General features: G+C 64.0%; 24 protein-coding genes. 10 read left to right on the top strand and 14 right to left on the bottom strand.

What is annotated here, in order from left to right; genetic code table 11:
- The first annotated feature begins 108 nt into the window (after window positions 1-108).
- Genes CK627_RS21485 through djlA form a run of 3 tightly spaced genes read left to right on the top strand, consistent with a single transcriptional unit; the run spans window position 109 to window position 2,634 of the window.
- Window positions 109-1,119, top strand: coding sequence for an aminoglycoside phosphotransferase family protein (locus tag CK627_RS21485; protein ID WP_095593350.1), 1,011 nt, complete (start codon window positions 109-111; stop codon window positions 1,117-1,119).
- On the top strand, window positions 1,116-1,784 hold the full coding sequence (gene murU, locus CK627_RS21480) for an N-acetylmuramate alpha-1-phosphate uridylyltransferase MurU (protein WP_095593349.1): 669 nt from the start codon (window positions 1,116-1,118) through the stop codon (window positions 1,782-1,784). The genes CK627_RS21485 and murU overlap by 4 nt, the downstream gene beginning before the upstream one ends.
- A gap of 19 nt (window positions 1,785-1,803) precedes the next feature.
- A complete protein-coding gene (gene djlA, locus CK627_RS21475) occupies window positions 1,804-2,634 on the top strand; it encodes a co-chaperone DjlA (protein ID WP_095593348.1) in 831 nt (276 codons plus the stop codon).
- Window positions 2,635-2,710: 76 nt separating this feature from the next.
- Here djlA and CK627_RS21470 read toward each other — a convergent pair whose 3' ends face one another.
- The 3 genes from CK627_RS21470 to ettA form a co-directional block, all read right to left on the bottom strand.
- Entirely contained in the window at window positions 2,711-4,054 is a 1,344-nt protein-coding gene (locus tag CK627_RS21470) for an NCS2 family permease (RefSeq protein WP_005304142.1), read from the bottom strand.
- A gap of 260 nt (window positions 4,055-4,314) precedes the next feature.
- Window positions 4,315-4,650, bottom strand: a complete 336-nt coding sequence (locus CK627_RS21465) for a hypothetical protein (protein WP_095593347.1) — start codon at window positions 4,648-4,650, stop codon at window positions 4,315-4,317.
- A gap of 169 nt (window positions 4,651-4,819) precedes the next feature.
- Entirely contained in the window at window positions 4,820-6,487 is a 1,668-nt protein-coding gene (gene ettA / locus CK627_RS21460) for an energy-dependent translational throttle protein EttA (protein WP_010634931.1), read from the bottom strand.
- 241 nt (window positions 6,488-6,728) lie between these two features.
- Between ettA and CK627_RS21455 the strand changes: the two genes are divergently transcribed.
- A complete protein-coding gene (locus CK627_RS21455; protein ID WP_043171015.1) occupies window positions 6,729-7,304 on the top strand; it encodes a Crp/Fnr family transcriptional regulator in 576 nt (191 codons plus the stop codon).
- Window positions 7,305-7,361: 57 nt separating this feature from the next.
- A complete protein-coding gene (locus tag CK627_RS21450) occupies window positions 7,362-7,871 on the top strand; it encodes a YgjV family protein (RefSeq protein WP_167385401.1) in 510 nt (169 codons plus the stop codon).
- A gap of 89 nt (window positions 7,872-7,960) precedes the next feature.
- On the opposite strand, the gene CK627_RS21445 is transcribed toward CK627_RS21450, so the two are convergent.
- The 4 genes from CK627_RS21445 to CK627_RS21430 form a co-directional block, all read right to left on the bottom strand.
- On the bottom strand, window positions 7,961-8,797 hold the full coding sequence (locus CK627_RS21445; RefSeq protein ID WP_167385400.1) for a phosphorylase family protein: 837 nt from the start codon (window positions 8,795-8,797) through the stop codon (window positions 7,961-7,963).
- A 109-nt stretch (window positions 8,798-8,906) separates the two neighbouring features.
- On the bottom strand, window positions 8,907-9,761 hold the full coding sequence (locus CK627_RS21440) for a lytic transglycosylase domain-containing protein (protein WP_005304122.1): 855 nt from the start codon (window positions 9,759-9,761) through the stop codon (window positions 8,907-8,909).
- Between the two features lie 207 nt (window positions 9,762-9,968).
- On the bottom strand, window positions 9,969-10,157 hold the full coding sequence (locus tag CK627_RS21435) for a hypothetical protein (RefSeq protein WP_011704892.1): 189 nt from the start codon (window positions 10,155-10,157) through the stop codon (window positions 9,969-9,971).
- Window positions 10,158-10,368: 211 nt separating this feature from the next.
- Entirely contained in the window at window positions 10,369-11,388 is a 1,020-nt protein-coding gene (locus CK627_RS21430; RefSeq protein WP_095593346.1) for an NAD-dependent epimerase, read from the bottom strand.
- Between the two features lie 323 nt (window positions 11,389-11,711).
- Between CK627_RS21430 and CK627_RS21425 the strand changes: the two genes are divergently transcribed.
- Entirely contained in the window at window positions 11,712-12,338 is a 627-nt protein-coding gene (locus tag CK627_RS21425) for a YitT family protein (RefSeq protein WP_095593345.1), read from the top strand.
- On the opposite strand, the gene CK627_RS21420 is transcribed toward CK627_RS21425, so the two are convergent.
- The 4 genes from CK627_RS21420 to CK627_RS21405 are packed head-to-tail and all read right to left on the bottom strand — an operon-like array spanning window position 12,326 to window position 15,862.
- Complete coding sequence (locus CK627_RS21420) at window positions 12,326-13,141, bottom strand: substrate-binding periplasmic protein (protein WP_095593344.1); 816 nt, start codon at window positions 13,139-13,141, stop codon at window positions 12,326-12,328. The two genes, CK627_RS21425 and CK627_RS21420, sit on opposite strands and share 13 nt — an antisense overlap.
- 50 nt (window positions 13,142-13,191) lie before the next feature.
- Window positions 13,192-13,980 (bottom strand): heme ABC transporter ATP-binding protein, encoded by a 789-nt coding sequence (locus tag CK627_RS21415; protein ID WP_095593343.1) that lies wholly within the window; start codon window positions 13,978-13,980, stop codon window positions 13,192-13,194.
- 14 nt (window positions 13,981-13,994) lie between these two features.
- A complete protein-coding gene (locus CK627_RS21410) occupies window positions 13,995-15,026 on the bottom strand; it encodes a FecCD family ABC transporter permease (protein WP_167385399.1) in 1,032 nt (343 codons plus the stop codon).
- Entirely contained in the window at window positions 15,023-15,862 is an 840-nt protein-coding gene (locus CK627_RS21405) for a heme/hemin ABC transporter substrate-binding protein (protein WP_095593342.1), read from the bottom strand. The genes CK627_RS21410 and CK627_RS21405 overlap by 4 nt, the downstream gene beginning before the upstream one ends.
- Window positions 15,863-16,030: 168 nt before the next feature.
- Between CK627_RS21405 and hutX the strand changes: the two genes are divergently transcribed.
- Together hutX and hutZ are read left to right on the top strand one after the other, a co-directional pair.
- Complete coding sequence (hutX, locus tag CK627_RS21400; RefSeq protein ID WP_005304096.1) at window positions 16,031-16,543, top strand: heme utilization cystosolic carrier protein HutX; 513 nt, start codon at window positions 16,031-16,033, stop codon at window positions 16,541-16,543.
- The gene (hutZ, locus tag CK627_RS21395) at window positions 16,540-17,097 is read left to right on the top strand and encodes a heme utilization protein HutZ (protein ID WP_005304092.1); all 558 of its coding nucleotides are present in this window, start codon (window positions 16,540-16,542) and stop codon (window positions 17,095-17,097) included. Before hutX ends, hutZ begins: the two co-directional genes overlap by 4 nt.
- 71 nt (window positions 17,098-17,168) lie before the next feature.
- Here the strand turns inward: hutZ and CK627_RS21390 are convergent, their stop codons facing one another.
- Genes CK627_RS21390 through CK627_RS21380 form a run of 3 tightly spaced genes read right to left on the bottom strand, consistent with a single transcriptional unit; the run spans window position 17,169 to window position 19,208 of the window.
- Window positions 17,169-17,573 (bottom strand): hypothetical protein, encoded by a 405-nt coding sequence (locus CK627_RS21390; protein WP_017779150.1) that lies wholly within the window; start codon window positions 17,571-17,573, stop codon window positions 17,169-17,171.
- A gap of 39 nt (window positions 17,574-17,612) precedes the next feature.
- Complete coding sequence (locus CK627_RS21385; protein WP_005304086.1) at window positions 17,613-18,164, bottom strand: cysteine hydrolase family protein; 552 nt, start codon at window positions 18,162-18,164, stop codon at window positions 17,613-17,615.
- Window positions 18,165-18,224: 60 nt separating this feature from the next.
- Window positions 18,225-19,208 carry a ChaN family lipoprotein gene (locus CK627_RS21380; RefSeq protein ID WP_095593341.1) on the bottom strand — a complete coding sequence of 328 codons (984 nt, stop codon included), beginning with the start codon at window positions 19,206-19,208 and terminating at the stop codon, window positions 18,225-18,227.
- A gap of 188 nt (window positions 19,209-19,396) precedes the next feature.
- Between CK627_RS21380 and CK627_RS21375 the strand changes: the two genes are divergently transcribed.
- Together CK627_RS21375 and CK627_RS21365 are read left to right on the top strand one after the other, a co-directional pair.
- Window positions 19,397-21,490 carry a TonB-dependent hemoglobin/transferrin/lactoferrin family receptor gene (locus CK627_RS21375; RefSeq protein WP_054544208.1) on the top strand — a complete coding sequence of 698 codons (2,094 nt, stop codon included), beginning with the start codon at window positions 19,397-19,399 and terminating at the stop codon, window positions 21,488-21,490.
- 266 nt (window positions 21,491-21,756) lie between these two features.
- A complete protein-coding gene (locus CK627_RS21365; protein ID WP_095593339.1) occupies window positions 21,757-22,911 on the top strand; it encodes a 3-phenylpropionate MFS transporter in 1,155 nt (384 codons plus the stop codon).
- The last annotated feature ends 48 nt before the right edge of the window (window positions 22,912-22,959 follow it).

Below are 22,959 nucleotides of genomic sequence, written 5' to 3'. Positions count from 1 at the left end.
ATCGAGTTGACATTGCATGTCATTGCTTTATGTTAGCCGGCAATGATAAAGCATTATTGCGGCCAGGGCTAACAGCCAAGTGCTGCTTTCCAATTTGGTCCCCGACTTATGCACGATCGCGATTCCCTCTTGCTGCACTGGGCGCGCCGGATTTCCGGTGATGCCAGCCTTCAGTTGACCCTCATTTCCGGTGACGCCAGTTTTCGCCGCTACCACCGTGGCGGTGGCCTGATCTGGGTGGATGCCAACCCTAAAACCGAAAAGAATCATGAGTTTGTCCGTAATGCCTCGGCCCTGCACACCAGCGGTCTGCTGGCCCCCGAGGTGCGGGCGGTGGACTACGAGCAGGGGCTGCTGGCGGTGACCGATCTGGGGGATACCCAGCTTATCGGCTGCCTGAACGCAGACAATGTGCAGGCCTGGTACGGCAAGGCCATCGCGCTGCTGCCCCGTCTCGGCGCGGTTGAGCTGGACCTTGAGCCTTTTGATTCCGCCTTTATGGCGCGGGAGAACAGTATCTTCCCCGAGTGGCTGCTGGGTCACCATCTGCAACTGACCCTGAGCGATGAAGAGCAGCTGCTGCTGGCCGAGACCTTCGCTTGCCTCACCGAGAACAACCTGGCCCAGCCGCAAGGGGTGATGCACCGGGATTTTCACAGCCGCAACCTGATGGTGTGCGGCTGTGAGACGCCGGATGAGAGCGAGCTGGCGGTGATCGACTTCCAGGACATGGTTATCGGCCCGCTCAGCTATGACCTGGTCTCCCTGCTGAAAGACTGCTACGTGCGTTGGCCGGACACGGTGATCGAGCAAGGCATGCGACTCGGCTTCGACACTTTGCAGCAGGCCAAGCTGCTCGGCGGGCTCGATTACGCCGCGTTTCGTCGCGGCGCTGACCTCACCGGCATGCAGCGCCACCTCAAGGCGGCGGGCATCTTCACCCGGCTCTACCACCGCGACGGCAAGTCCGGCTACCTCAAGGATATTCCCCGCACCCTCGGCTACGTGGTGGATGTCTGCCGCAGCCATGGCGCCGCCTATCCGGTGCTGGCCCGCTTCGGCCAGTGGCTGGAGCAGGTGGTGCTGCCCGGGCTGGCCCGCAGCGGAGTGACGTCATGAAGGCGATGATCCTGGCCGCCGGGCGCGGCGAGCGGATGCGCCCGCTCACCGACAGCCTGCCCAAGCCGCTGCTGGCGGTGGGGGGCAAGCCGCTCATCGTGCACCATATCGAAAAACTCAAGGCAGCCGGCGTAACCACGCTGGTCATCAACCACGCCTGGCTTGGCCACAAGCTGGTGGAGGCGCTCGGCGATGGCAGTGCGCTCGGGGTCTCCATCCACTGGTCGGCCGAGGAGAGCGCGCTGGAGACTGCCGGCGGCATCGTACAGGCGCTGCCGCTGCTGGGCAGCGATCCTTTTCTGGTGATCAACGGCGATACCTGGCTCGACCTGGATTATCGCACCCTGGTGAGCCAGCCCCTTGGCGACCAGCTGGCTCACCTCTGGCTGGTGCCCAACCCGCCGCAGCATCCGGCGGGGGATTTTGCGCTGGAGGCGGGCAAGGTGGTTGATACCCCGTCGCTGACTTTCAGCGGCGTCGGGCTCTATGATCCCGCCGCCTTTGCCGGATTGGCGGCGGGGGCACGCAAGCTGGCGCCCCTGCTGCGGGAGTGGATGGTGCAAGGCAGGGTGGGCGGCAGCCTGCTGGCCGGCGAGTGGCGCGACATAGGGACGGCCCAGCGGCTGCACGAGCTGGACGATCAGTTGCAAGGACGCACTCATTAATTTCACGAGGTCTTGAACCATGCGTATTTGGGGTAAGGTGCTTGGCGCCTTCTTCGGTTTTCTGCTCGGCAACATCTTCGGTGCCCTGCTTGGCCTCTGGATCGGCCATCGCTTCGATCGGGGCATGGGCTTGAATTTTCGCCGCGCCCCCACCCAGCAGCAACAGGCGGTCTTCTTCCACGCCACCTTCGCCGTCATGGGCCACATCGCCAAGGCGAGCGGCCAGGTGACCGAGCAGGAGATCCGGGTCGCCTCCAACCTGATGGACCGGATGCGGCTGGCAGGGGAGCAGCGGGCTCGCGCTCAGGAGTCGTTCCGCCAGGGCAAGGAGGCGGACTTCCCGCTGCGGGAGACCCTGGCCGAGTTTCGTCAGGCCAGTCAGGGCCAGCGCGATATCCTGCGCTTCTTCCTCGAGGTACAGCTGCAGGCCGCCTTCGCCGATGGCAAGGTCGAGGCCAGCGAGCGTGCCATCCTGCACACCATCGCCGACGAACTGGGCTTCAGCCGCATCGAGCTGGCCCGCATCCTGGCGATGGCCGAGGCGCAGATGAACTTCTTCAATCGGGCCCACGGCGGTCAGTATCAGAATGGCGGGCAGGGTGGTCAGCAGTATCGGCAGGAGGCTCCCTCCCGTGACAGGCTCAAGGATGCCTATCAGCTGCTGGGAGTGAGCGAGAGCGACAGCGAGCAGGAGATCAAGCGCGCCTACCGCAAGGAGATGAGCAAGCATCACCCGGACAAGCTGGCCGCCAAGGGCTTGCCGCCCGAAATGATGGAGATGGCCAAGGAGAAGACCCAGGAGATCCAGCAGGCCTGGGAGTGGATCCGCGAGGCGCGCGGCATTCGCTGAGCCCCCTTCATCAGCCATAAAAAAATGCCCGTCGCTGACGGGCATTTTTGTTTGCGCAGTGTTTGTGCGTCGCAGCTTAGTGGCTGTCGACCCAGACAAACTTGAGCACGAACAGCAGGGCCACCACCAGCACGCAGGGGTTGATCTCGCGCCAGCGGCCGGTGCCCGCCTTCATCACGCAGTAGGAGATGAAGCCCACGGCGATCCCCTCGGTGATGGAGAAGCTAAACGGCATCATGACGGCGGTCATGAAGGCCGGCACCGCTTCGGTCAGGTCTTCCCACTTCACCCGGGTCAGCTCGGAGCACATCAGCACGCCCACGTAGATGAGGGCGCCCGCCGCCGCATACGCCGGCACCATGGCAGCCACCGGAGAGAAGAAGATCGCCAACAGGAACAACAGGCCGACCACGATGGCGGTGAGGCCGGTACGGCCGCCGACGGCGACGCCGGAGCTGCTCTCGATGAAGGCGGTGACCGAGGAGGTGCCCATGAAGGCACCGCCGACGGAGCTGGCGCTATCCACCAGCAGGGCCTGCTTCATGCGCGGGAAGTGACCCTTGTCATCGGCCAGCTTGGCACGGTTGGTGACGCCGATCAGGGTGCCGGAGGAGTCGAACAGGTTGACCAGCATGAAGGAGAAGATGATCCCGGCCAGGCTGATGTCGAGCGATCCCATCAGGTCCAGCTGGCCGAACACCGGCTCGATGCTGGGAGGCATGGAGACGAAGCCCTTGAAGGTGACGTCGCCAAACAGCCAGCCTAGGGTGGTGGTCACCACGATGGCGATCAGCACGGCGGAGTGAACGCCGCGGGCAGAGAAGATGCAGATCAGGAAGAAGCCGAGCAGCCCCAGCAGGCAGGGCAGGGAGGTGAGGTTGCCCACGGTCACCATGGTCGCGGGGCTGGCCACCACTATGCCGGCGTTGTGCAGGCCGAGCAGGGCGATCAAGAGGCCAATGCCGGCGGTGATGCCGACCCGCAGGGTGAGCGGAATATTGGCGATGAGCCAGTAGCGCACCCGCAGCAGGGTGAGGATCAGCAGACCCATGGCACCCCAGAAGATGGTACCCATGCCCACTTGCCAGGAGTAGCCCATGCCGGCCACCACCACGAAGGCGAAGAAGGCGTTGAGGCCCATGGCGGGAGCCAGCGCGATGGGCAGGTTGGCCAACAGGCCCATCAGGATGCTGCCGATGCCGGCGATGAGGCAGGTGGTAACGAACACGGCCTGGGTGTCCATGCCGGCCGCAGAGAGGATCTGCGGGTTGACGAACACGATGTAGACCATGGTCAGGAAGGTGGTGATGCCGGCGATCACTTCGGTGCGGGCGTTGGTGCCATGGCCCTTCAGGGCAAACAGACGCTCAAGCAATCCTTGCCCGGCGGCCTGTGCGGGGGCCTGGTGTGGTTGATTCATGTTGGATTCCAATAGGTGACGTGAAATAAGCAGCAGGAGAGTGGCATCCTCCATGGGGGAGTGACGCCCGCTTTCTGGTGGTTAAACAACCAGACTCGTCCTGATACCGTGACAGCGCGCACATTTTTACACAGGCGGCGCCGTTTACAAACCCCGGATCTGCGAGGCGGATCAATGAATAGAGCAAAAATTCAAACGTTTTCCCCGCCGAAAATAAAAAAGGTTCTCGCTGGAGAACCTTTTGAGGGGCAGGGGTCGGGTCAGAGGGTCTTGAAGTAACGCTCCACCAGCTGGGCCAGCACGGAGTCGAGCTTGTCCTGCACCTCTCCCAGTTCCCGCCCCATGCGGCGCAGGAAGAGGCTGGCCTGCTCCTCGCTCAGCTTGCGGCCGTCGATGAAGAACTCCTGTTCCGGCAATTGCTTGTCATAGCGAGGCAGCAGGGTCCAGCTCACCAGCTCCGGCTCCACGGCGGCGAAGATCCTGACGGCGGCGGCGCAGAAGGTCTCGATGTGCGCCTTGCCGTCCGGCCCGAGGCAGCCCGGTTCGACCCGGATCTGGATGGTCAGTTTCTTCTCTGTGGTGGGCTGGGTCGTCATCTTGCTACATCCATGCATAAGGTATCCGTCTTGGATTGTAAGCCATCGTGCACAAGAAAGGGGAGCCTGGGCTCCCCTTGTCGCATTTGCCGGCTTACTTGGCGATGCGCTTGTACTCGTCGTGGTGGGAACGGTGCGGCTGATGCAGAAGCCGCACTTGTTTGCCCTGTTACTTGGCGATGCGCTTGTATTTCGCACGGTGTGGCTGGACCGCCTCGGCGCCGTAGGTCTTCTTCTTCCACTCTTCGTATTCGGTGAAGTTGCCTTCGAAGAATTCGATCTTGCCCTCGTCCTGATAGTCCAGGATGTGGGTGGCGATGCGGTCGAGGAACCAGCGGTCGTGGGAGATGACCATGGCGCAACCCGGGAACTCCAGCAGGGCGTTCTCGAGGGCGCGCAGGGTTTCGATGTCCAGATCGTTGGTCGGTTCATCCAGCAGCAGCACGTTGCCGCCGGTCTGCAGCAGCTTGGCCAGGTGCAGACGGCCGCGTTCACCACCGGAGAGCTCGCCAACCCGCTTCTGCTGATCGGCGCCCTTGAAGTTGAAGCGGCCGATGTAGGCGCGGCTCGGGAACTCGTAGTTGCCGATGCGCAGGATGTCCTGGCCGTCGGCGACTTCCTCGAACACCGTCTTCTTGTCATCCATGCTGTCGCGGAACTGATCGACAGAGGCCAGCACCACGGTCTCACCCAGGGTGATGGCGCCGGAATCCGGCTGCTCCTGACCCGACATCATGCGGAACAGGGTGGATTTACCGGCGCCGTTCGGGCCGATGATGCCGACGATGGCCCCCTTCGGAATGGCGAACGACAGATCGTCGATCAGCACCCGGTCACCGTAGGATTTGCGCAGGTTGGCCACTTCCACCACCTTGTCGCCGAGGCGCGGTCCGGGCGGAATGAACAGCTCGTTGGTCTCGTTGCGCTTCTGGTAGTCGTTGGTGTTGAGCTCTTCGAAGCGGGCCATACGGGCTTTGGATTTGGCCTGACGGCCTTTCGGGTTCTGGCGAACCCACTCCAGCTCTTTCTCGATGGACTTGCGACGAGCCGCTTCCGTGCTGGCTTCCTGCGCCAGACGGGCATCTTTTTGCTCCAGCCAGGAGGAGTAGTTGCCTTCCCACGGGATACCCTCGCCGCGGTCCAGCTCCAGGATCCAGCCGGCCACGTTGTCGAGGAAGTAACGGTCGTGAGTGATGGCAACGACGGTGCCCTCGTAGTCGTGCAGGAAGCGCTCCAGCCAGGCCACGGACTCGGCGTCCAGGTGGTTGGTCGGTTCGTCCAGCAGCAGCATGTCCGGCTTTTCCAGCAGCAGGCGGCACAGGGCCACACGGCGGCGCTCACCACCGGAGAGGTGCTTGATCTTGGCATCCCAGGCCGGCAGGCGCAGGGCGTCGGCCGCGCGCTCCAGCTGGTTTTCCATGTTGTGGCCGCCCTGGGCCTGGATGATGGCTTCCAGCTCGCCCTGTTCGCGGGCCAGCTTGTCGAAATCCGCATCCGGGTCGGCGTAGGCCGCATAGACCTCGTCCAGCCGGGCCATGGCGCGTTTTACCTCGCCGACCGCCTCTTCGACCGCTTCACGCACGGTCTGCTCCGGATCCAGCTTGGGCTCCTGTGGCAGGTAGCCAATCTTGATGCCGGGCTGCGGACGGGCTTCCCCTTCGATCTCGGTGTCGATGCCTGCCATGATGCGCAGCAGGGTCGATTTACCGGCGCCGTTCAGACCCAGCACGCCGATCTTGGCGCCCGGGAAGAAGGAGAGGGAGATGTTCTTGAGAATATGACGCTTGGGCGGCACTACCTTGCCGACCCTGTTCATGGTGTAAATAAATTGAGCCATTGGCTAATTCTCTTCCTTTTCAGCAGGTTAATGTCTTGGCACTAACAGACTGATGTCGTGGTGGGGCCAGGTCGGCGGGTCGCCAACCGGGTTCCAAAAAACCCGTCGATTGTAAACCAATGGGCGAGGGGGGGCAAAGGTGGCACCCGGCCGGCCATCCCCTTTGCCGGGGCCATCACAGCCTGCTGCAACGGGCTGCCAAACTTGGCATGATGAAGGCCCAGTTTGCCCCGGAGTTTGCATGACCAGCCTGCCTTCAGCCCCGTCTCTGGCGGCCACCCTCGTCGCCATGGGGTTGGCGCCCGCCATCGGTGAGCCGCTTGCCGCCCGCCTGCCTCGTTTGACCTTGCAGCCGGGTCAGCCGCTGCTGGCTCAGGGGGCAATGCAGGAGTCGGCTTTCTATATCGAGCGGGGCATCGCCCGCGCCTGCCACTACGCCCGGGACGGGCAGGAGCGCTGCAAGGAGTTCTACTTCGAAGGGGAGCTCTGCCTGCTTTACGACAGCTGGCTCAGCGGGTCGCCTGCCCGCTACCAGCTGGAGGCCGTCACGGCGCTGCAACTGGTGCGGGTGCCGCTCGCCCTGCTGGACGAACCCGCCTGGCAGCCGGTCTGCATGGCCCTGCTGCGCCAACAGCTGTGCTACAAGGAGTGCAAGGAGGCCTTCTTGCTGCTCCACTCCCCCGAAGAGCGCTACCGGGAGCTCTGCCGTACCTTCCCCCACTGGCCGGCGCGGCTCACCCAGGTGCAGCTCGCCAACTACATCGGCATCAGCCCGGTCACCCTGTCGCGGATCCGCCGGCGCATTAACACGGGTTAATGCCGCGCCGCGCCCATTCCCGCCATGCTGGGCCCCTCGAACAAGCCTGGAGTGGGGATGATGTCGCTGTTTTTGTGGTCACAACTGGTGGTGAGCCTGGCGCTGCTGCTGGATCTGCTGTCGTTTCAGCTGCGGGCGCGCCGGGCCATTCTGGCCTGCCTGGCGCTCTCCTGCGCCCTCAATGGCGCCCATTTTGCGCTGCTGGGGCAGTGGTCGGCCGCCCTGCTGCTCTGGCTGGCGAGTCTGCGCTTCGTGGTCAGCATGCTGGCCACACGCCGCCTCTTGATGTGGCTCTTTATGGGGTTGTCCTGCCTCGCGGTGCTCGCCACCTATCAGGGGCCGCTCGTCCTGCTGGGGTTGCTGGCCAGTCTGCTGCAGACCCGGGCTGCGTTTTGCCCGGATGATCGCCTGCTGCGGCGCTGGATGCTGCTGGGCACCCTCTGCTGGCTGGTCAACAACCTGCTGGTGGGGTCGCCTGTGGCGGCGCTGATGGAGGGGCTGTTTCTGGTCAGCAACCTGGTGGGCTACTACCGCCACTATGGGCGCAAGGTGTTACCTGCCGGCTGAGGTCAGTCTGCCGAGAAAAAAGCGGGTAATGCCGCAGAATGGGTGTTGTAGGGCAAAGAGGCCGCCACAGTGGCGGCCTCTCTGGCATGTCAGGCTTTGTTGAAGCCGCTGATGAGCGCCTTTGCGTAATCGATGACGAACTGCTGGCAGTGGATGGCGGTTTGCGGATCGAACTCCTCACCGTGCAGATCGCTGTTGGAGAGCACCCGGATGCCGACGAAGGGCACCTTGTAGGCCTCCGCCACCAAGGCGGCGGACGAGGTCTCCATCTCTTCCGCGGCGGTCTGGTAGGTCTGGTGCAGCCAGTTGATGCGGGCGACCTGGCGGTTCCACTCGTCGGCGGTGCCTATGATGCCGGGGACCACCCGACCGTGCCGATAACCGTCGGCCATGCCGAGGGCGCGGCCGACCAGCTCGGGATCGCCGGCAAAGGCGGTGTGTTCTACCAGCTTGCCGTTGTCGCGCAGGCGCATGGTGACCTCGAAGTTGTGCCATTTGCTCGGATCGACGCCCTGCTCGGCGGGCGTCAGGTCACTGCGGTAGGCCCCCATGTTGAAGCTCTTGGTGCCGATGACGATGTCGCCCCGGTGCAGCGCCGGATCGTGGCCGCCCGCCGTGCCCTGGTTGATGACGAAGCGTGGCCGGAAGCGCTCCATGGCGAGGGTGGTGGCCGCGGCGGCATTGGCCAGTCCCACCTCGGTGCGGGAGACGACCACCGGATAACCCGAGAGGGTGCCCTGCCAGTAGGTCCAGGCGCCCACGGTCAGCTCCTGCTTCTCCTTGAGGGCGGCCACCAGGGTCTCGACTTCGACGTCCATCGCCCCCTGGATCAGGATGGGGGCGGGGGCCGGATTGGCCGCCACGACGGCGGAGGAGAAGAGGGCAAACAGGGTGAGCAGGCGTGAGCAGCGTTTGATGAAATTCATGGATTACCTGTAGAAGGTGCGAGAAAGCGCCGGATCCTAACGAAAAGCAAACGATTGCGCAAATGAGGGGGGTGGTTTTTGTCAATAGCGGACTGCCAGTGAGCCGGGTTCAGGGCTGCTTGTGGCCGGCGAAGTAGAGCACCCGCCGCACATATTGCTGGGTCTCCTGATAGGGGGGGATGCCGCCATACTGCTCCACCGATTTTTCGCCGGCGTTGTAGGCCGCCGACATCAGGGTCCAGTTGCCGTCGAAATGGGTGTGCAGCCACTTGAGGTAGGCCACGCCGCCCTTGATGTTCTGCTCCGGATCGAAGGGGCGGGTCACCCCGAAGCGCTGCTGGGTCTCGGGAATGAGCTGCATCAGCCCCTGGGCATTCTTGGGGGAGACGGCGCGGCTGTCGAGGTTGGATTCGGCGATGGCGATGGCCAGTACCAGCCGCTCGTCGATGCGGTGGCGCTTGGCGGCGTGGCGCAGCATGTTGGCCAGCTTCTGTTTGGCGGGCGACTGGCGTGCCAGATAGGCCTCCAGATTGAAGGGGGTGGTGGGGATGGCGGCGAAGTAACCGCCGGATCCGCCGACGCCGCTGCCGCACTGATCCCCCATCACGGCATTGCCGACCCGGCTGTTGTAGTAACGGATGGCCTGCTGGTTGCCAAGACGGATCGCCATGGCCAGGTAGGCGTTGGCCATGCGGGGGTTGCGAACCGAGCCCGGGCCGGTGGCGAGCAGGCGGCCGATGCGAAAATAACCTTCCGGGTTACCCGTGGTGGCGGCGGCGCAGTAGAAGTGGATGGCCTGGGTCAGGTTGCCCTGACTCTGTGCCTGTTGCCCTTGCTTCAGTGCGCTGAGCGCCTTGGGTGCCTGTCTGAAATCCCTGCTTTGCGCCGCTGCCTGCACGTTACCGGCCAGCAACAGCGATAAAAAAAGCAGCAAAAACAGCCTGTTTTCGCTGAGGCTCGACATGGATTCTCTCCTGTTGGGGTACAGAAGATATAGGGGAACATGGCCCGTTCTGCCATTAATCCAGTGGATCCTGTTGTTATGGATCCGGGTATCCAGAGATCAAAACGGTATGGAACCAATGGCCGATGCAGTCCTAGCAGGGGCTGGCCGTGCATCCAGGTGGTCGGTGGCGATAAAGAGGTGGCTAAATCAGTTGTCCCTGGCCCCTCAGACGTCGAGGTGATAGGGCTGCTCGTCCGGCTCGGCGGCGGGCAGCTGGCGATACATCAGGCGAATTTCGCTCGCCACCCAGAGCGAGAGCAGGCCGAGCAGGCTCAGCAGCGGCGCCAGGGTATGGCTCTGTTGCAGTCCGTAGGCAGACAAGGCGGCGCCCAGCAACAGCAGAATACGGATCATGAGGTGACTCCTTCTCATCATGGTGAGGGGGCGGATGCGTGCCCGTGTGGCACCAAGTGCGGCCAGTATACCCCAGCCGGTGTCCGGCAAACCGCCATCCGCTTCACATCCCCATCCTAAGGGGGGGAGGTGGTGCGGCGCCATTCCATTAACTCATCAAACAATTTTCAGCCGGCCGTAGCAGGGCGCACCCAGTGTCCGGTCGGGATGGCTACACCAGTTCAGCGGGTTGGTAGTAGTCGAGATACCAGCGCACGAACGCGGCGACCCCTTCCTCGATGGAGGTGGCGGGGCGCAGGCCGGTGAGGGTGTGAAGGGGCTCGCTGTCGGCCCAGGTGGCGTGCATGTCGCCCGCCTGCATCGGCAGCATCCGCTTGATGGCGGGCTTGTCCAGCGCCTGTTCCAGCGCCTCGATGAAGTCGAGCAGCCGCACCGGCTGGCCATGACCGATGTTGAGGATGCGGTAGGGGGCGGCGCTCTCGGCCGGGCTCTGCTCGCCGGCGTGCCAGTGAGGGTTGGGGCGGGGTGGCAGCTCGGCGACGGCGAGGATCCCCTCGACGATGTCGTCGATGAAGGTGAAGTCACGGCTGAGATCGCCCTGGTTGTAAACGTCGATGGGCTCGCCCGCCAGGATGGCGTGGGTGAACCTGGCGATGGCCATGTCGGGTCGGCCCCAGGGGCCGTAGACGGTGAAGAAGCGCAGCCCTGTGGTGGGCAGACCGTAGAGCGCCGAGTAGGCGTGGGCCATCAGCTCACCACTCTTCTTGGTGGCGGCATAGAGGGAGACCGGGTGGTCCACCTGCTGATCGGCACTGAACGGCAGCTGTTCGCCCATGCCGTAGACCGAGCTGGAGGAGGCGTAGATCAGATGCTGGATGTCGTGCTGTCGGCACCCCTCCAGCACCGTCAGCATGCCGGTGAGGTTGCTCTCGCTGTAGGCAAAGGGGTTTTCCAGCGAGTGGCGCACCCCCGCCTGGGCGCCCAGGTGGATCACCCGCTCGAACTGCCCCTCGGCAAACAGGGCGGCCATGCCGGCCCGGTCCGCCAGCTCGCCCTCTACGAAGCGAAAATGGGGGAAGGGGGTCAGCATCGCCAGGCGAGCCTCTTTGAGGCTCACCTCGTAGTAGTCGTTGAGGTTGTCCAGCCCCACCACCTGATGACCCGCCTCACACAGCCGTCTGGCGACGTGAAAACCGATAAAACCGGCGGCGCCGGTGACCAGATACTTCATGGCTGGGGTCCTGTGCAGATCATGGGGCTCCTGATGGTGGTGCTGGAGTTGGGGCTGCGCGCGTTGTAGCAGAGCCGGCGCGTCTGTGCCATGGCAAACCGCCCTTTTCGTCAAGGTGGGAGCGGCTCAGGCGCGGCATGCTGCATCTTGGTGCAGCGGCTGTCAATGGAGAATGACAGGCACCAAAACGGGGCGTGGGCGGCGACTATTGTGATCATGGTCGCAAAAAATAGACTGAATCCCATAACGAAGCCCTGTGGACAGGGCTCGCGCCCGCGATATGGGCAACAGACACTCTTTTACTTCGCTATTGGATACCGGTTATGGACAACACCCCCGTCTCGGCGCAGTCTGCTCGTACTGCGCACCCCCTCTATGAAGACATCATCGCCCTGCTGACCGCCGCCGGCTTCGTCTCTCTCGGCATCTTTCTGTTTCATCAGGTGGGCCTGCTCACCGGCGGCACTGCCGGGCTGGCACTGCTGCTGCAGCAGGTGACCGGGCTGAGCTTCGGCCTGCTGTTCTTCGGCATGAACCTGCCCTTCTATGCCCTGGCCTGGCTCAGGATGGGGCCGCGCTTCACCCTCAACACCTTCGTCTCGGTGGCGACCGTCTCCTTCATGACGGATCACCTCAATGCCGTGCTGCAGATAGGCAAGATTGAGCCGGTCTACGCGGCGCTCATCGGTGGCACCCTGATCGGCATGGGGCTGCTCATCATGTTCCGCCACAAATCGAGCCTGGGCGGCTTCAACATCCTGGCGCTGTTTATCCAGGAGCGCTTCGGCATCCGCGCCGGCAAGCTGCAAATGGGGCTGGATTGCACCATCGTCATCGCCTCCTTCTTCGTGGTGCAGCCCTGGATCCTGGCCCTCTCCGTGGTGGCGGCCATCATCTGTAACCTGGTGTTGACACTCAACCACAAGCCGGGTCGCTATCAGTTGGCGTGAGGCCTCTGTGAACCGGGTGGAAAAAGGGTGTGCAGCCGATGATCGGACAGTGGTGAGGATAGACCCCAGTGCACCCTGTGCCGCAGCAGATTGCCCTGGGCTTCCAGCCGGGTCAGGATCTGGTTGAAGGCTGCCAGCTGCGCCTCGCTCATGCGTTGGCGGTTGAAGGCGATGTAGTAGTTCGCCTCGTGACTCTTCTGCCATAGCCTGATCTTCGAGGCGCCACTGAGGTTGAGTCGATAGAGGGCCACATCCAGGTTGGAGAAGTAGAGGTTGTAGCGCCCCTGTCGCTCTATCTTGAGCAGGTTCGCATAATCATCGTTGACGTTGAGTTCCAGCTGCATCGGGGGGATCCCCTGCTGGTGCAGGGTGTCGTCCAGCTGGCGCAGCAAGGTCTCGCTGAAGGAGCCTCTGGTCACCCCGATCCGTGCGTGACCAAGGCGAGCCAGAGTCAGCGGCGCGTCAATTTCGTCGACGTGGGCAAAGATGCCCCAGCTCGCCTTGCACAGCGGTACCGAGTAGCTCAGCGTCTTTGCCCTGGCATCGCTCCAGGCGAGCGGAAACATGCCGTCCACTTCCCCCAGATCCAGCTCTTTTCTGGCCCGCAGATTGGGGCGCAGCGTGATCTGGCATCCTTCAGGCCAGTAGCTGCACGCCTCTTTGACCATGTCCACCATGGCGCCGGTCGGCTGGTTGTCACTGCCCATGAAGCTGTAGGGGGCAAACTCCTGGACGACCAGACGCAGGGGGGCGGCAACGCAGAGAGGGGAGAGGAGCCAGAGCAACAGCAGACGAGCAGGCATGGGGCAAGCATCCGTGATTGACACCCTTGCAGTATGAGCGAGAAATCGCCCTACAGGACGACGGTATACATCCCCTGCGGGTCTGTGATCACCCGGGCCGGGTAGTCGTAGAGCCGGTCGATGAGATCAGGCGTCAGCACCTCGCGCGGGGGGCCGTCGGCCATCACTCTGCCCTGCTCCAGCATCACCAGCCGGTCGGCGTAACGGGCCGCCAGATTGAGGTCGTGCAGCACCACCAGCACGGCGGTATGGCGGGCGGCGAGGGCGCGCGCCATGGTGAGCAGCTGGTGTTGGTACTTGAGATCGAGCGCCGAGGTGGGTTCGTCCAGCAGCAGCAGCCGCGCTTGTTGAGGTTCCTCCGGGGCCTGCCAGATCTGGGCCAGCACCCGGGCGAACTGTACCCGCTGGCGCTCCCCGCCGGAGAGACCGGGATAGAGGCGGCCGGCCAGGTGATCCACCCCGGCATGGGTCATGGCGGCCCGCACTATCTCGTCGCGTCGGCTGGCCGGCTCGCTGTGGGGCAGTCGGCCCATGGCCACCACCTCTTCGCACAGGAAGGGGAAGTTCAGGGACGAGCTCTGCGGCAACACGCCGACACGGTGGGCCAGCTCGTTGCCGGCCCACTCCCGCCGCTCCCGGCCAAACAGATCTATCTCCCCCTCATGTTCCAGCTCGCCGGTGAGGCACTTGAGCAGCGAGCTCTTGCCGGCGCCGTTGGGGCCGAGCAGGGCGGTGAGGCTGCCCGCCTGCAGGCTGAGGTCGAGCCTGTCCAGGATGGGGCGGCCGCCCCGGCTGAGGCTGAGCTGGCGACAGTGCAGCAGGGTCGATGAAGCTGACAAGATGAGTCCTCCGGTTAAAGGGTGCGGCGGCCCTTGACCAGCAGCCAGATGAAGAAGGGGGCGCCCAGCAGGGCGGTGATGATGCCGACCGGCATCTCGGCCGGTGCCAGCAGGGTGCGGGCCAGCATGTCGGCGCCCAGCAGCAGGGCGGCCCCGAGCAGGGCGGAGAGCGGCAGCAGCCGGACATGGTTGGGGCCAGCCAGCAGCCGCACCAGGTGGGGCACCACCAGGCCGACGAAACCTATCATGCCGGCCACCGCCACCGCCACGCCGACCCCGGCGGCGGTGAGCAGGATCAGCCGCCGCTTGAGGGACTGCACCTGAATGCCGAGGTGGCGGGCCTCCCCTTCACCCAGCAGCAGGGCGTTGAGGGGGTTGGCATCGCGCAAGAACAGGATGAGCAGGGCAACCAGGGTCAGCAGCGCCAGCGTCACGTCCACCGGCTTGCCCGCCGCCAGCGACCCCATCTGCCACAGGCTCAGGTTGCGCAGCATCTGATCGTCGGCGAGATAGGTGAGCAGGCCGATCACGGCGCCGGACAGCGCAGTGACGGCCACCCCGGCCAGCAGCATGACGGTGACCGAGGTGCCTCCTTCGCGGGTGCCGAGCAGATAGACGAGGGTGGTGGTCAGCGCGCCGCCGAGGAAGGCGAGCAGGGGCAGCAGGCCGATGCCGAGCAGGCTCTGCCACTGCTGGCCGAGGGGGGCCAGCAGCACGATGGCCAGCGCCGCGCCGAGCGCCGCCCCGCCGGAGACCCCGATGATGCCGGGGTCGGCCAGGGGGTTGCGAAACAGCCCCTGCATCACGGCGCCGCAGAGGCCGAGAATCCCCCCCACGGCGATGCAGAGCAGGGTGCGTGGCAGGCGGATCTCCTGCACGATCAGCAGTTTATGGGCCTCAATCCCGCTCCCTTGGCCAGCGAACAGGGCACGCAGGCTCTCGCCAAAGGAGAGGGCCATGGGGCCGGTGGCCAGCGATCCGACCAGCAGCAGCGCCAGTGCGCCGCCGGTGAGGCACAGCAGCCAGGGCAGTGGCAGACGCATCATGAACCCAGCTTGATCCACTTGGCGATCTGGCTGGCCTGCTGCAGCGAGGTGAGGCTGAGCCCCCCTTGCAGGGCGTGACCGTCGATGGCATGGATGGCCCTGTTCTTGCCGGCCGGGGTGGCGGAAAGGGCGGGCACCTGGCTCAGCACGGTTTCAGGATCCTGATACTGCTGCCAGTCGCGGCCGCTCACCAGCACCAGATCGGGCTGCAGCTCAATCAGGGATTCGGTGGAGACGGGCTTGTAGTCTTGCAGCTGGGCCACCGGGTTGACGCCACCGGCCAGGGTGAGCAGGGCGCTGGCGGTGGTGTTGCCGCCGGCGATGCTGGTGGGCTGGCCCTTGTGCAACAGCAGGAAGACCACCTTGAGCGGCTTGTTCTGCTTGGCCTGGGCGGCCAGCAGCTCGCTCTGGGTCTGGATCTCGGCCTTCAGACGGGTGCCGGCGGCTGGGTCCTTGAGCAGGGTGGCCAGGGTATCGATGCGCTGATTGAGGTTGGCGAGGGTGGGGGCGGTGGGCAGCACGTCCACCGCGACCCCGGCCCGGCGCAGCTGCGCCAGGGCGGGCGGCGGCCCCATCTCGTCGCTGCCGACCAGCCGGGTCGGCGCCAGGCTCAGGATCCCTTCGGCGGCGAGGGCGCGGTGATAGCCGACCCGCGGCAGGTTCTTCGGCTCCGGGCTGCTGATGTCGGTGGCAATGAGGCTCTGCTCGCCCCCGAGTGCCAGAATGAGTTCAGTGGTGGCCGGGCCTATGCTGACGATACGTTCCTGCGCCAGAGCGGGCAGGGACAGGGCTGAGCAGCCGAGCAGGCTGAGTGCGAGGGCAAAACGACGGCCCATGCTAACCTCCGAAGGGTAAATGAAGTGGGATTGCCGCCGAGAATATCAAGCCGTCGAAAAAAATGCACTGAGAATGAAAGCGATTATCAATTGCATTGGTTTGGGGCCTTCATTACAGTATCCGCCATGACAGAACAGGGATGCCGCAGGCATCCCAAGGGAGAACCGATGAGCATTGCACAACGCATTCATGGGCTGCTGGCACAAGATCCCGGCGCTCACCCGTCCACCATCGCCGCCGAGCTGGCCGTCAGCGAATGGGAGGTGGTGCGCCACCTGCCGGCCGAGCTGGTTACCCTGGTGCCCGCCGAGCAGGCAGAAGCCCTGCTGGCGGATCTGGCCGACTGGGGCCAGGTGACCACCATCGTCGAATCCGACGGCTCCATCTTCGAGGTGAAGGCCCCCTTCCCCCGCGGCAAGAGCGCCCGTGGCTACTACAACCTGATGGGGCGTGACGGCGAGATGCACGGCCACCTCAAGCTCGACAACGTGGTCGGTATTGCCCTGGTCAGCAAGCTGTTCATGGGCAAGGAGGGGCACTCCTTCCAGTTCTTCGGCCACAGCGGTCGCTGCATTTTCAAGGTCTATCTGGGGCGTGACGAGCAGCGTCAGCTGCTGCCGGCCCAGGTGGAACGCTTCATGGCCCTGCGCCACCAGTATCAAGAGGAAGTCAAAGCATGAGTGAACGTCAGGAGCGTCTGCAGAACCGCCTGCAACCGGAGATCCGCGAGTTTCGCGACGGTTGCCGCACCCTGCAGCTGGCGACGGTGGACAGTGAAGGCAACCCCAATGCCAGCTATGCCCCCTTCGTGCTGCAGGAAGATGGCTACTATGTGCTCATCTCCGAGATCGCCCGCCACGCCCGCAACCTGCAACAGGTGCCCAAGGTGTCGCTGATGCTGATCGAGGACGAGAACGGGGCCCGCGAACTGTTTGCCCGCAAGCGCCTCACCTTCGATGCGCTGGCCGAAGTGGTGGCCCGCGACGACGTGCGTTGGGAGAAGGCAGTGGCGGCGCTGGAAGGGCGCTTTGGCGAGATAGTCAAAGGGCTCTCCAACCTCAAGGATTTCGTGCTGTTTCGTCTCAAGCCCGAGCAGGGGCTGTTCGTCAAGGGCTTCGGCCAGGCGTTCCGGGTCTCCGGCGACGAGCTGGTGGACTTCGTCCACCTGGTGGAAGGGCACAAGCGCATCGACAATGGCGCCGAGCTGACCAGCCCGGCCGACGCGCCGGTCTGATCCGCGCGGATCGCCAGGATGAAAAAACGGGCAGCCCTGGGGCTGCCCGTTTTTTTATGGACGGTTTTCCCTCAATCCTGCCAGGAGGCCTTGTTGGGAAAGGCGTCGCGGTCGGCCCGGGTGGCGGTCTCGTTGCATTCACCCCGGATCTTCCAGGAAGTCTGGCTGAGCACTATGTAGCCTTCGCGGCAGTATTTGCGCTCGGTCAGTGCCTGGGTGAGCTGGGCATCCTGCAGTGCTTCGCGCCGCTCCAGCAGGCTCTTGTTCCTGCTCAGCCTGCTGCCGTCATCGTTCTGGAGGCGGGTGGGCAGGGTATCGAGCGGGGCGGCCTCGAAGGTGAAGCGCTTGCTTCCCTCCTCGTTGATGTGGGTCCTGAACAGAGGGGCCGGGCCATCCGGCTGGCGCCCCGGCAAGCCGGAGCAGGCGGTGATTGCCGGTAACAGCAGCGTGAAGGCAACGGCAGAGAGTAGACGCACACAAGACTCCAATCGGGTGATCGCTTCAAAGCGGGCAGATTAACATGCCGGCTCGGGTTGGGTGGCGCCGAGCAGCTCATCCGTCGTGAGCAGGGTCACGCTTCTGCCTTTTGGCAGGCTGAGGTGACGCCACATCCAGTGATGGTGCTCGATGATCTGCTCCGCGCTCAGGTGGGGCCGGTCCGCCGTGGTGTGGGCGTCGGTCACCGCCACCACCTCGAAACCGCGGGCGGCGGCGCTGCGCAGGGTAGTGTCGACGCAAAAATCGGTGGCACAGCCGCAGACGAGCAGCCTGTCCACCGGCTGCTCCGCCAGCAGGAAACCGAGCTCGGTGTCGAGAAAGCTGTCGCAGGCGGTCTTGCGCACCCGGCTGTCATGCCCCTGCGGGGCGAGATCGGCGTGCAGCTGCCAGCCCGGACTGGCGGGATCCACTTCGGAACCGGGGGCATCGTGCTGCACATAGATGACACGACCCTGTTCTGCCCGCACGCGCTCGGCCAATCGATTGATATTGGCGATGACCTGGGCGTCCTGATGGCGAGGCTGAGTGAACAGCCCCTGTTGCATGTCGATGACCAGTAACACATCCATATGAAATCCTTGGGCAATTGTTTGTCAGGGTGGCAGCCACTGGGCTCCTCAGACGCAAGGTCAGGGTTGCAGCCACTGGCTGCAGTCACGACTGCGGGATTGATGCAGTGCGCCCATATCTTGCTTCATTTCATCGGCATTTAGCCAGCGTTCCGGCAGGGGGGCGATGCCGACCCGCACGTCGGCCACCCGGCCGGCTGCCGCTGCTTGCTCCTTACCCGCTTGCGGCGCCGTCAGCTCAGGCACGACCAGCGCCACCTTGAGGGCCGGGTTGCGGCTGGCGATGCGGCTAGCCAGCCCCAGTCCCCCCTCCACGTGGAAGTTGCCGGCGATGTGCATGATGCGCCGGCCCGGGTGGCTGCGCAGGTAATCCACCATGCTCTCGGCCATGGTGTCGTCCCAGCTGGTCTGGGCGGCAAAGCGGCGGGCGTTGCCGTCGGCATCCCCATGATGGAGCGATGCCATGAATTTCTGGCGATAAGGATCATCGCCGAGGGTGAGGGTGCGGGCCAGCTGGCTGCGGCGGCTGGCGGGCAGCTGATCCAGCCAGGCCGGCCCCTCCTGGCCGACACAGCTCACCAGCGGTTTGGGGGCATTGGCGGCGATGACCGGCAGGTGGTGCGCCTTGGCGAACTCCACCAGCGGGCGATAGTCGCTCGGGTAGTTGGGCCAGGCGTTGCCGTCGCGAATGAGGGCGGCCTCGCCGATGCGACCGGCGAGGTAGGCATCCAGCACCGGCTGATCGGCGCGGCTGAACTGCTCCATGGAGAGCACCAGGGGGCGGCCGTCTGCCTGTGCCGTGTCGGCCAGGCCCGCCAGCATTCTGGCCTGCAGCAGGTGCACCGCCGGGTGGGTGTGCAGCTCGCCCACCAGCACTATGTCGGCATCCGCCACCCGGATCAGGGCCTGCTCCAGGGTGAGCGCATCCCCCTGGGTGGCCTTGAGCTGATAGTGATAGAGGGTGCCGGCATCGTTGACGGGGGCCGTCGTGGCACAGGCGGCCAGCAGCAGGGGCAGGGTGAGCAGGGGCAGAAGTCGGGTCATGGGTGTCTCGCAGCGATGAGGTGCCTGCACCATACAATGGCAGCATGGCGGGCGGGAAAACAGAGGGGCGTAGTGTAGAACCTAATTACGACAAAAGAAAATGAGAATGATTCCGTTTATTATTGATATTTGTTGAGAGGTGAGTAAGATGCCTGCTGTTTGATAACAGTTCTCAATAAGGATTTGCAGTGGCCCATAACAACACCCTATCGCTGGTCGCCCTTGCCGTGGCGGCCGGCCTCGCTTCCCCGGTTTTCGCGGCGGACAAGAAAGCAGATGACGTCATGGTGGTCAGTGGCTCCCGGATGGAGCAGAAACTGGAAGATGTCTCCGGTCCCATCTCGGTCATTACCGCCGAACAGATTGAAGAGCAGGTGGTGAGCAACGTTGCCGACCTGTTCCGTTACGAGCCGGGCGTCACCGCCCTCGGCGGTGCCGGCGATGCCCAGACCTTCATCATTCGCGGCATGGGCGAGAACCGGGTCAAGATAGTGCGCGACGGCGTGCGCGAGAACGACGCCTACAAGAACGGCGGCGTGGGCCAGAGCTATTTCGACACCGACATGATCAAGCAGGTCGAGGTGGTCAAGGGGCCGGCCTCGGCCGCCTACGGCTCCGATGCGCTGGGCGGCGTCATCGCCATCACCACCAAGGATGCGGCGGATTTCCTCAAGGGGCGCGACAGCTATCTGGACGCCACCTCCGGCTATGCCTCCAGCAGCCACCAGAAGATGGCGGGCTTTACCGGTGCCCTGCGTACCGGCGAGCTGGAAAACCTGCTGCGCTACACCTGGCGTGACGGCGGGGTGACCCAGAACTACGACAGCGACAAGAACGAGTTCGACATCGTCAGTCAGGCCGTGCTGTTCAAGAGCCAGTGGAACCTGAGCGATAGCCAGTTCCTCAAGCTGACCGTCGACTACTTCACCGAGGGTCAGGATCCCGACGCGGTCGACCTCACCAAGGCGGGCTCTGTCTTCAACCAGCCGATCACCGACAAGGATACCGACAACCTGTCGCTGGTGCTGGATCACGGCATCGCCCTGCAGGCGCCCTGGGTCGATCGCATCGACAGCAAGATCTACTACGCCCGCACCAAGCAGACCATGGATCAGTACGCCTCCTCCAAATACCCGGTGCGGCCGACCAACCCCTATGTGACCAAGAACTCGCTGGATCACAACGGTTTCGAGCAGAAGAGTCTGGGCGCCCAGGTGAAGTTCAGCAAGGCGCTGGATAGCCAGCGACTGGCCTGGGGCCTGGAGTATGAGCACACCGACAACGAGCGGACCCGCTTCAAGGCGCCGACCGTGGCGGGGGATTTTGAAGGCTACAGCGAGCTGAGCTTCCCCTCCACCACCACAGAGCACGGCGCCCTGTGGGCGTTTGACGAGCTGAAGTTTGGCGAGCGCTGGGTGCTGACGCCGGGGGCCCGCTATGACTACTACCGGATGAACCCGGATCAGGATCCCGCCTACACGGGCGAGAATCTCAAACGCTTCTCCGAAGGGGAGTTCTCGCCCAAGCTGGGACTGGTATTCAAGGCGCACGAGGCGGCCAACCTGTTCGCCCAGTACAGCCACGGCTACAAGACTCCCATGTATGACAACGCCTTCTCCACCCTGAACCACCAGGCGTACGGCTATCGCATCGAGCCCAACACCAACCTCAAACCCGAGAGCAGCGACGGCATCGATCTGGGGGTACGCGGCAGCGCCGGCGGTTTCAGCTATGAAGTGGCCACCTTCTACAACAAGTACGACGACTTCATCGAGCTGGGCCAGGTGAGCACCGAAGGGCGCACCGCCGTCTACCAGTACCAGAACCTGGACAAGGCCACCACCAAGGGGGCCGAGGCCAAGGCGGACTACTGGCTGAACGATCTGGTCAACGTCTGGGGCAACCTCTCCTACATCGAGGGCAAGGATGGCGACGGCAACTACATCAACAGCCTGAGCCCGCTCAAGGGGACCCTGGGGGTACGACTGGAGCAGGCCAACTGGAACATCAACACCGCCCTGCGCTTTGCCGACGACATGAGCAAGGTGGGCAAGGATGCCAAGGGCAACGACAACATCAAGAGCGCAGGCTGGGGCGTGGTGGACATCTACGCCCAGTTCAAGCCGGTGCAGGATCTGCAGTTCAACGTTGGCGTCTTCAACCTGTTTGACAAGGAGTACGTCAACTACGAGAGCATCACGGGGCAGAGCGCCAGTGCCAGCATCAGCAACAAGACCGAGCCGGGTCGCAACCTGAGTGCACGGGTCAAGTACGTGTTCTGATGAATACCCATCACGACCAGGGGCCTGCGGGCCCCTTTTTCATGGCGCAAGCGAATGGCCAAAAAGAAACCCGCCGGTGGCGGGTGGAAGGATTGCAACACTAACCAGGAGGAGGTATTACTCGATAGACACCGGTCTTGCGCCAATAGTTCAATTTTATTGATGTTTTTCATTATTATCTGCGTGGCTTCCCACCCGGGATCGCAGGATCCCCACCGGCAAATCGGTTATCATTTGTGCCCCATCTTCCCCCTTGCCGAGGATCTATGCCCGCCTTCTCCTGGTTAGCCCTGTTTTTTGGTGCTTTCTACTTCGTCTATGGTGCCTATCTGCCGTTCTGGTCGCTCTGGCTGGAGGGGATCGGGGTGAGCGCGGAGATGATAGGCCTGCTGCTCGGTGCCGGCATGGCGATCCGCTTTGCCGGCAACCTGATGGTGATGGGGCAGATCAAAGGGGCGGGGCACCTGCTGCCGGCCACCCGCCTGCTCTGCCTGCTCAGTCTGCTGGCCTTCCTCGGCTTTTATCTCAGCCACAACCTCTGGTGGCTGGTGGGACTGACCCTGGTGGCGAACTTCATCTACCCGACCCTGATGCCGGTGGGGGAGGCGCTGGCCACCCGCATGGTGGTGCAGGCGCACCTCGACTACGGCAAGGTGCGCCTGTGCGGCTCCTTTGCCTTCATCGTCGCCTCGACCCTGGTGGGGGCCCTGGTGGGGAATTTTGGCAGCGAGTGGGTGCTGCACACCATGGTGGCCGGGCTGCTGCTGATGCTGCTGCTCAGCTGGCTGCCGCTGCACCCGGCGCCGCGGGACATCCAGGGCGAGCGGGCCAAGGCCTCCCTGCTCGATACCCTCAAGTCCCCCCAGGTGCGCCGCTTCCTGCTGATCTCGGCCCTGCTGCAGGGCAGTCACGCCGCCTATTACGGCTTCAGCGCCATTCACTGGAAGGCGGCGGGCTACAGCGGCACCACCATCGGCTATCTGTGGGCGCTGGGGGTGGTGGCGGAGATCGGCATGTTCGCCGCCGACAAGCGCTTCCTCAACCGCTTCGGCGCCCAGACTCTGTTTCTGGTGGGGGCGCTGGGCTGCGTGGTGCGCTGGATCCTGCTTGGAGCCTCCACCGAGATCCTGGTGCTGGTGGCGGGCCAGCTGCTGCATGCGGTCACCTTCTGCGTCAGCCACCTCGGCGCCGTGCGCTTCATGACCCGCCAGCTGCCGGCCGAGCAGCTGATCCCGACCCAGGCGCTCTATGCGGCGCTGGGGCTCGGCATGACGGTGGCCGCCCTGATGACCCTGTGCGGTCTGCTCTACGAACCGCTGGGGGGCAGCATCTTCTTCCTGATGGTGCTGGTGGTGCTGCCGGTGTTCGTGCTGCGCCTGCGCCCAGTTACTCCGTCTGGGCAGGGGCATGTTCCGGTCTGATACCGACCCGTCTGAATCATCACACAGCAAAAGGGAGAGCCATGGCTC

This window comes from Aeromonas dhakensis, assembly GCF_002285935.1.
In the GTDB taxonomy this organism is placed as follows: domain Bacteria; phylum Pseudomonadota; class Gammaproteobacteria; order Enterobacterales; family Aeromonadaceae; genus Aeromonas; species Aeromonas dhakensis.
Note: the sequence above shows the minus strand (reverse complement) of the source record. Positions and strands in the feature narration are given on the sequence as shown.

Excerpts from the sequence above, each read along its gene's own strand:
- CK627_RS21485 (WP_095593350.1), top strand. The coding sequence starts at position 109 with ATGCACGATCGCGATTCCCTCTTGCTGCACTGGGCGCGCCGGATTTCC.
- murU (WP_095593349.1), top strand. The coding sequence starts at position 1,116 with ATGAAGGCGATGATCCTGGCCGCCGGGCGCGGCGAGCGGATGCGCCCG.
- djlA (WP_095593348.1), top strand. The coding sequence starts at position 1,804 with ATGCGTATTTGGGGTAAGGTGCTTGGCGCCTTCTTCGGTTTTCTGCTC.
- CK627_RS21470 (WP_005304142.1), bottom strand. The coding sequence starts at position 4,054 with ATGAATCAACCACACCAGGCCCCCGCACAGGCCGCCGGGCAAGGATTG.
- CK627_RS21465 (WP_095593347.1), bottom strand. The coding sequence starts at position 4,650 with ATGACGACCCAGCCCACCACAGAGAAGAAACTGACCATCCAGATCCGG.
- ettA (WP_010634931.1), bottom strand. The coding sequence starts at position 6,487 with ATGGCTCAATTTATTTACACCATGAACAGGGTCGGCAAGGTAGTGCCG.
- CK627_RS21455 (WP_043171015.1), top strand. The coding sequence starts at position 6,729 with ATGACCAGCCTGCCTTCAGCCCCGTCTCTGGCGGCCACCCTCGTCGCC.
- CK627_RS21450 (WP_167385401.1), top strand. The coding sequence starts at position 7,362 with ATGATGTCGCTGTTTTTGTGGTCACAACTGGTGGTGAGCCTGGCGCTG.
- CK627_RS21445 (WP_167385400.1), bottom strand. The coding sequence starts at position 8,797 with ATGAATTTCATCAAACGCTGCTCACGCCTGCTCACCCTGTTTGCCCTC.
- CK627_RS21440 (WP_005304122.1), bottom strand. The coding sequence starts at position 9,761 with ATGTCGAGCCTCAGCGAAAACAGGCTGTTTTTGCTGCTTTTTTTATCG.
- CK627_RS21435 (WP_011704892.1), bottom strand. The coding sequence starts at position 10,157 with ATGATCCGTATTCTGCTGTTGCTGGGCGCCGCCTTGTCTGCCTACGGA.
- CK627_RS21430 (WP_095593346.1), bottom strand. The coding sequence starts at position 11,388 with ATGAAGTATCTGGTCACCGGCGCCGCCGGTTTTATCGGTTTTCACGTC.
- CK627_RS21425 (WP_095593345.1), top strand. The coding sequence starts at position 11,712 with ATGGACAACACCCCCGTCTCGGCGCAGTCTGCTCGTACTGCGCACCCC.
- CK627_RS21420 (WP_095593344.1), bottom strand. The coding sequence starts at position 13,141 with ATGCCTGCTCGTCTGCTGTTGCTCTGGCTCCTCTCCCCTCTCTGCGTT.
- CK627_RS21410 (WP_167385399.1), bottom strand. The coding sequence starts at position 15,026 with ATGATGCGTCTGCCACTGCCCTGGCTGCTGTGCCTCACCGGCGGCGCA.
- CK627_RS21405 (WP_095593342.1), bottom strand. The coding sequence starts at position 15,862 with ATGGGCCGTCGTTTTGCCCTCGCACTCAGCCTGCTCGGCTGCTCAGCC.
- hutX (WP_005304096.1), top strand. The coding sequence starts at position 16,031 with ATGAGCATTGCACAACGCATTCATGGGCTGCTGGCACAAGATCCCGGC.
- hutZ (WP_005304092.1), top strand. The coding sequence starts at position 16,540 with ATGAGTGAACGTCAGGAGCGTCTGCAGAACCGCCTGCAACCGGAGATC.
- CK627_RS21385 (WP_005304086.1), bottom strand. The coding sequence starts at position 18,164 with ATGGATGTGTTACTGGTCATCGACATGCAACAGGGGCTGTTCACTCAG.
- CK627_RS21380 (WP_095593341.1), bottom strand. The coding sequence starts at position 19,208 with ATGACCCGACTTCTGCCCCTGCTCACCCTGCCCCTGCTGCTGGCCGCC.
- CK627_RS21365 (WP_095593339.1), top strand. The coding sequence starts at position 21,757 with ATGCCCGCCTTCTCCTGGTTAGCCCTGTTTTTTGGTGCTTTCTACTTC.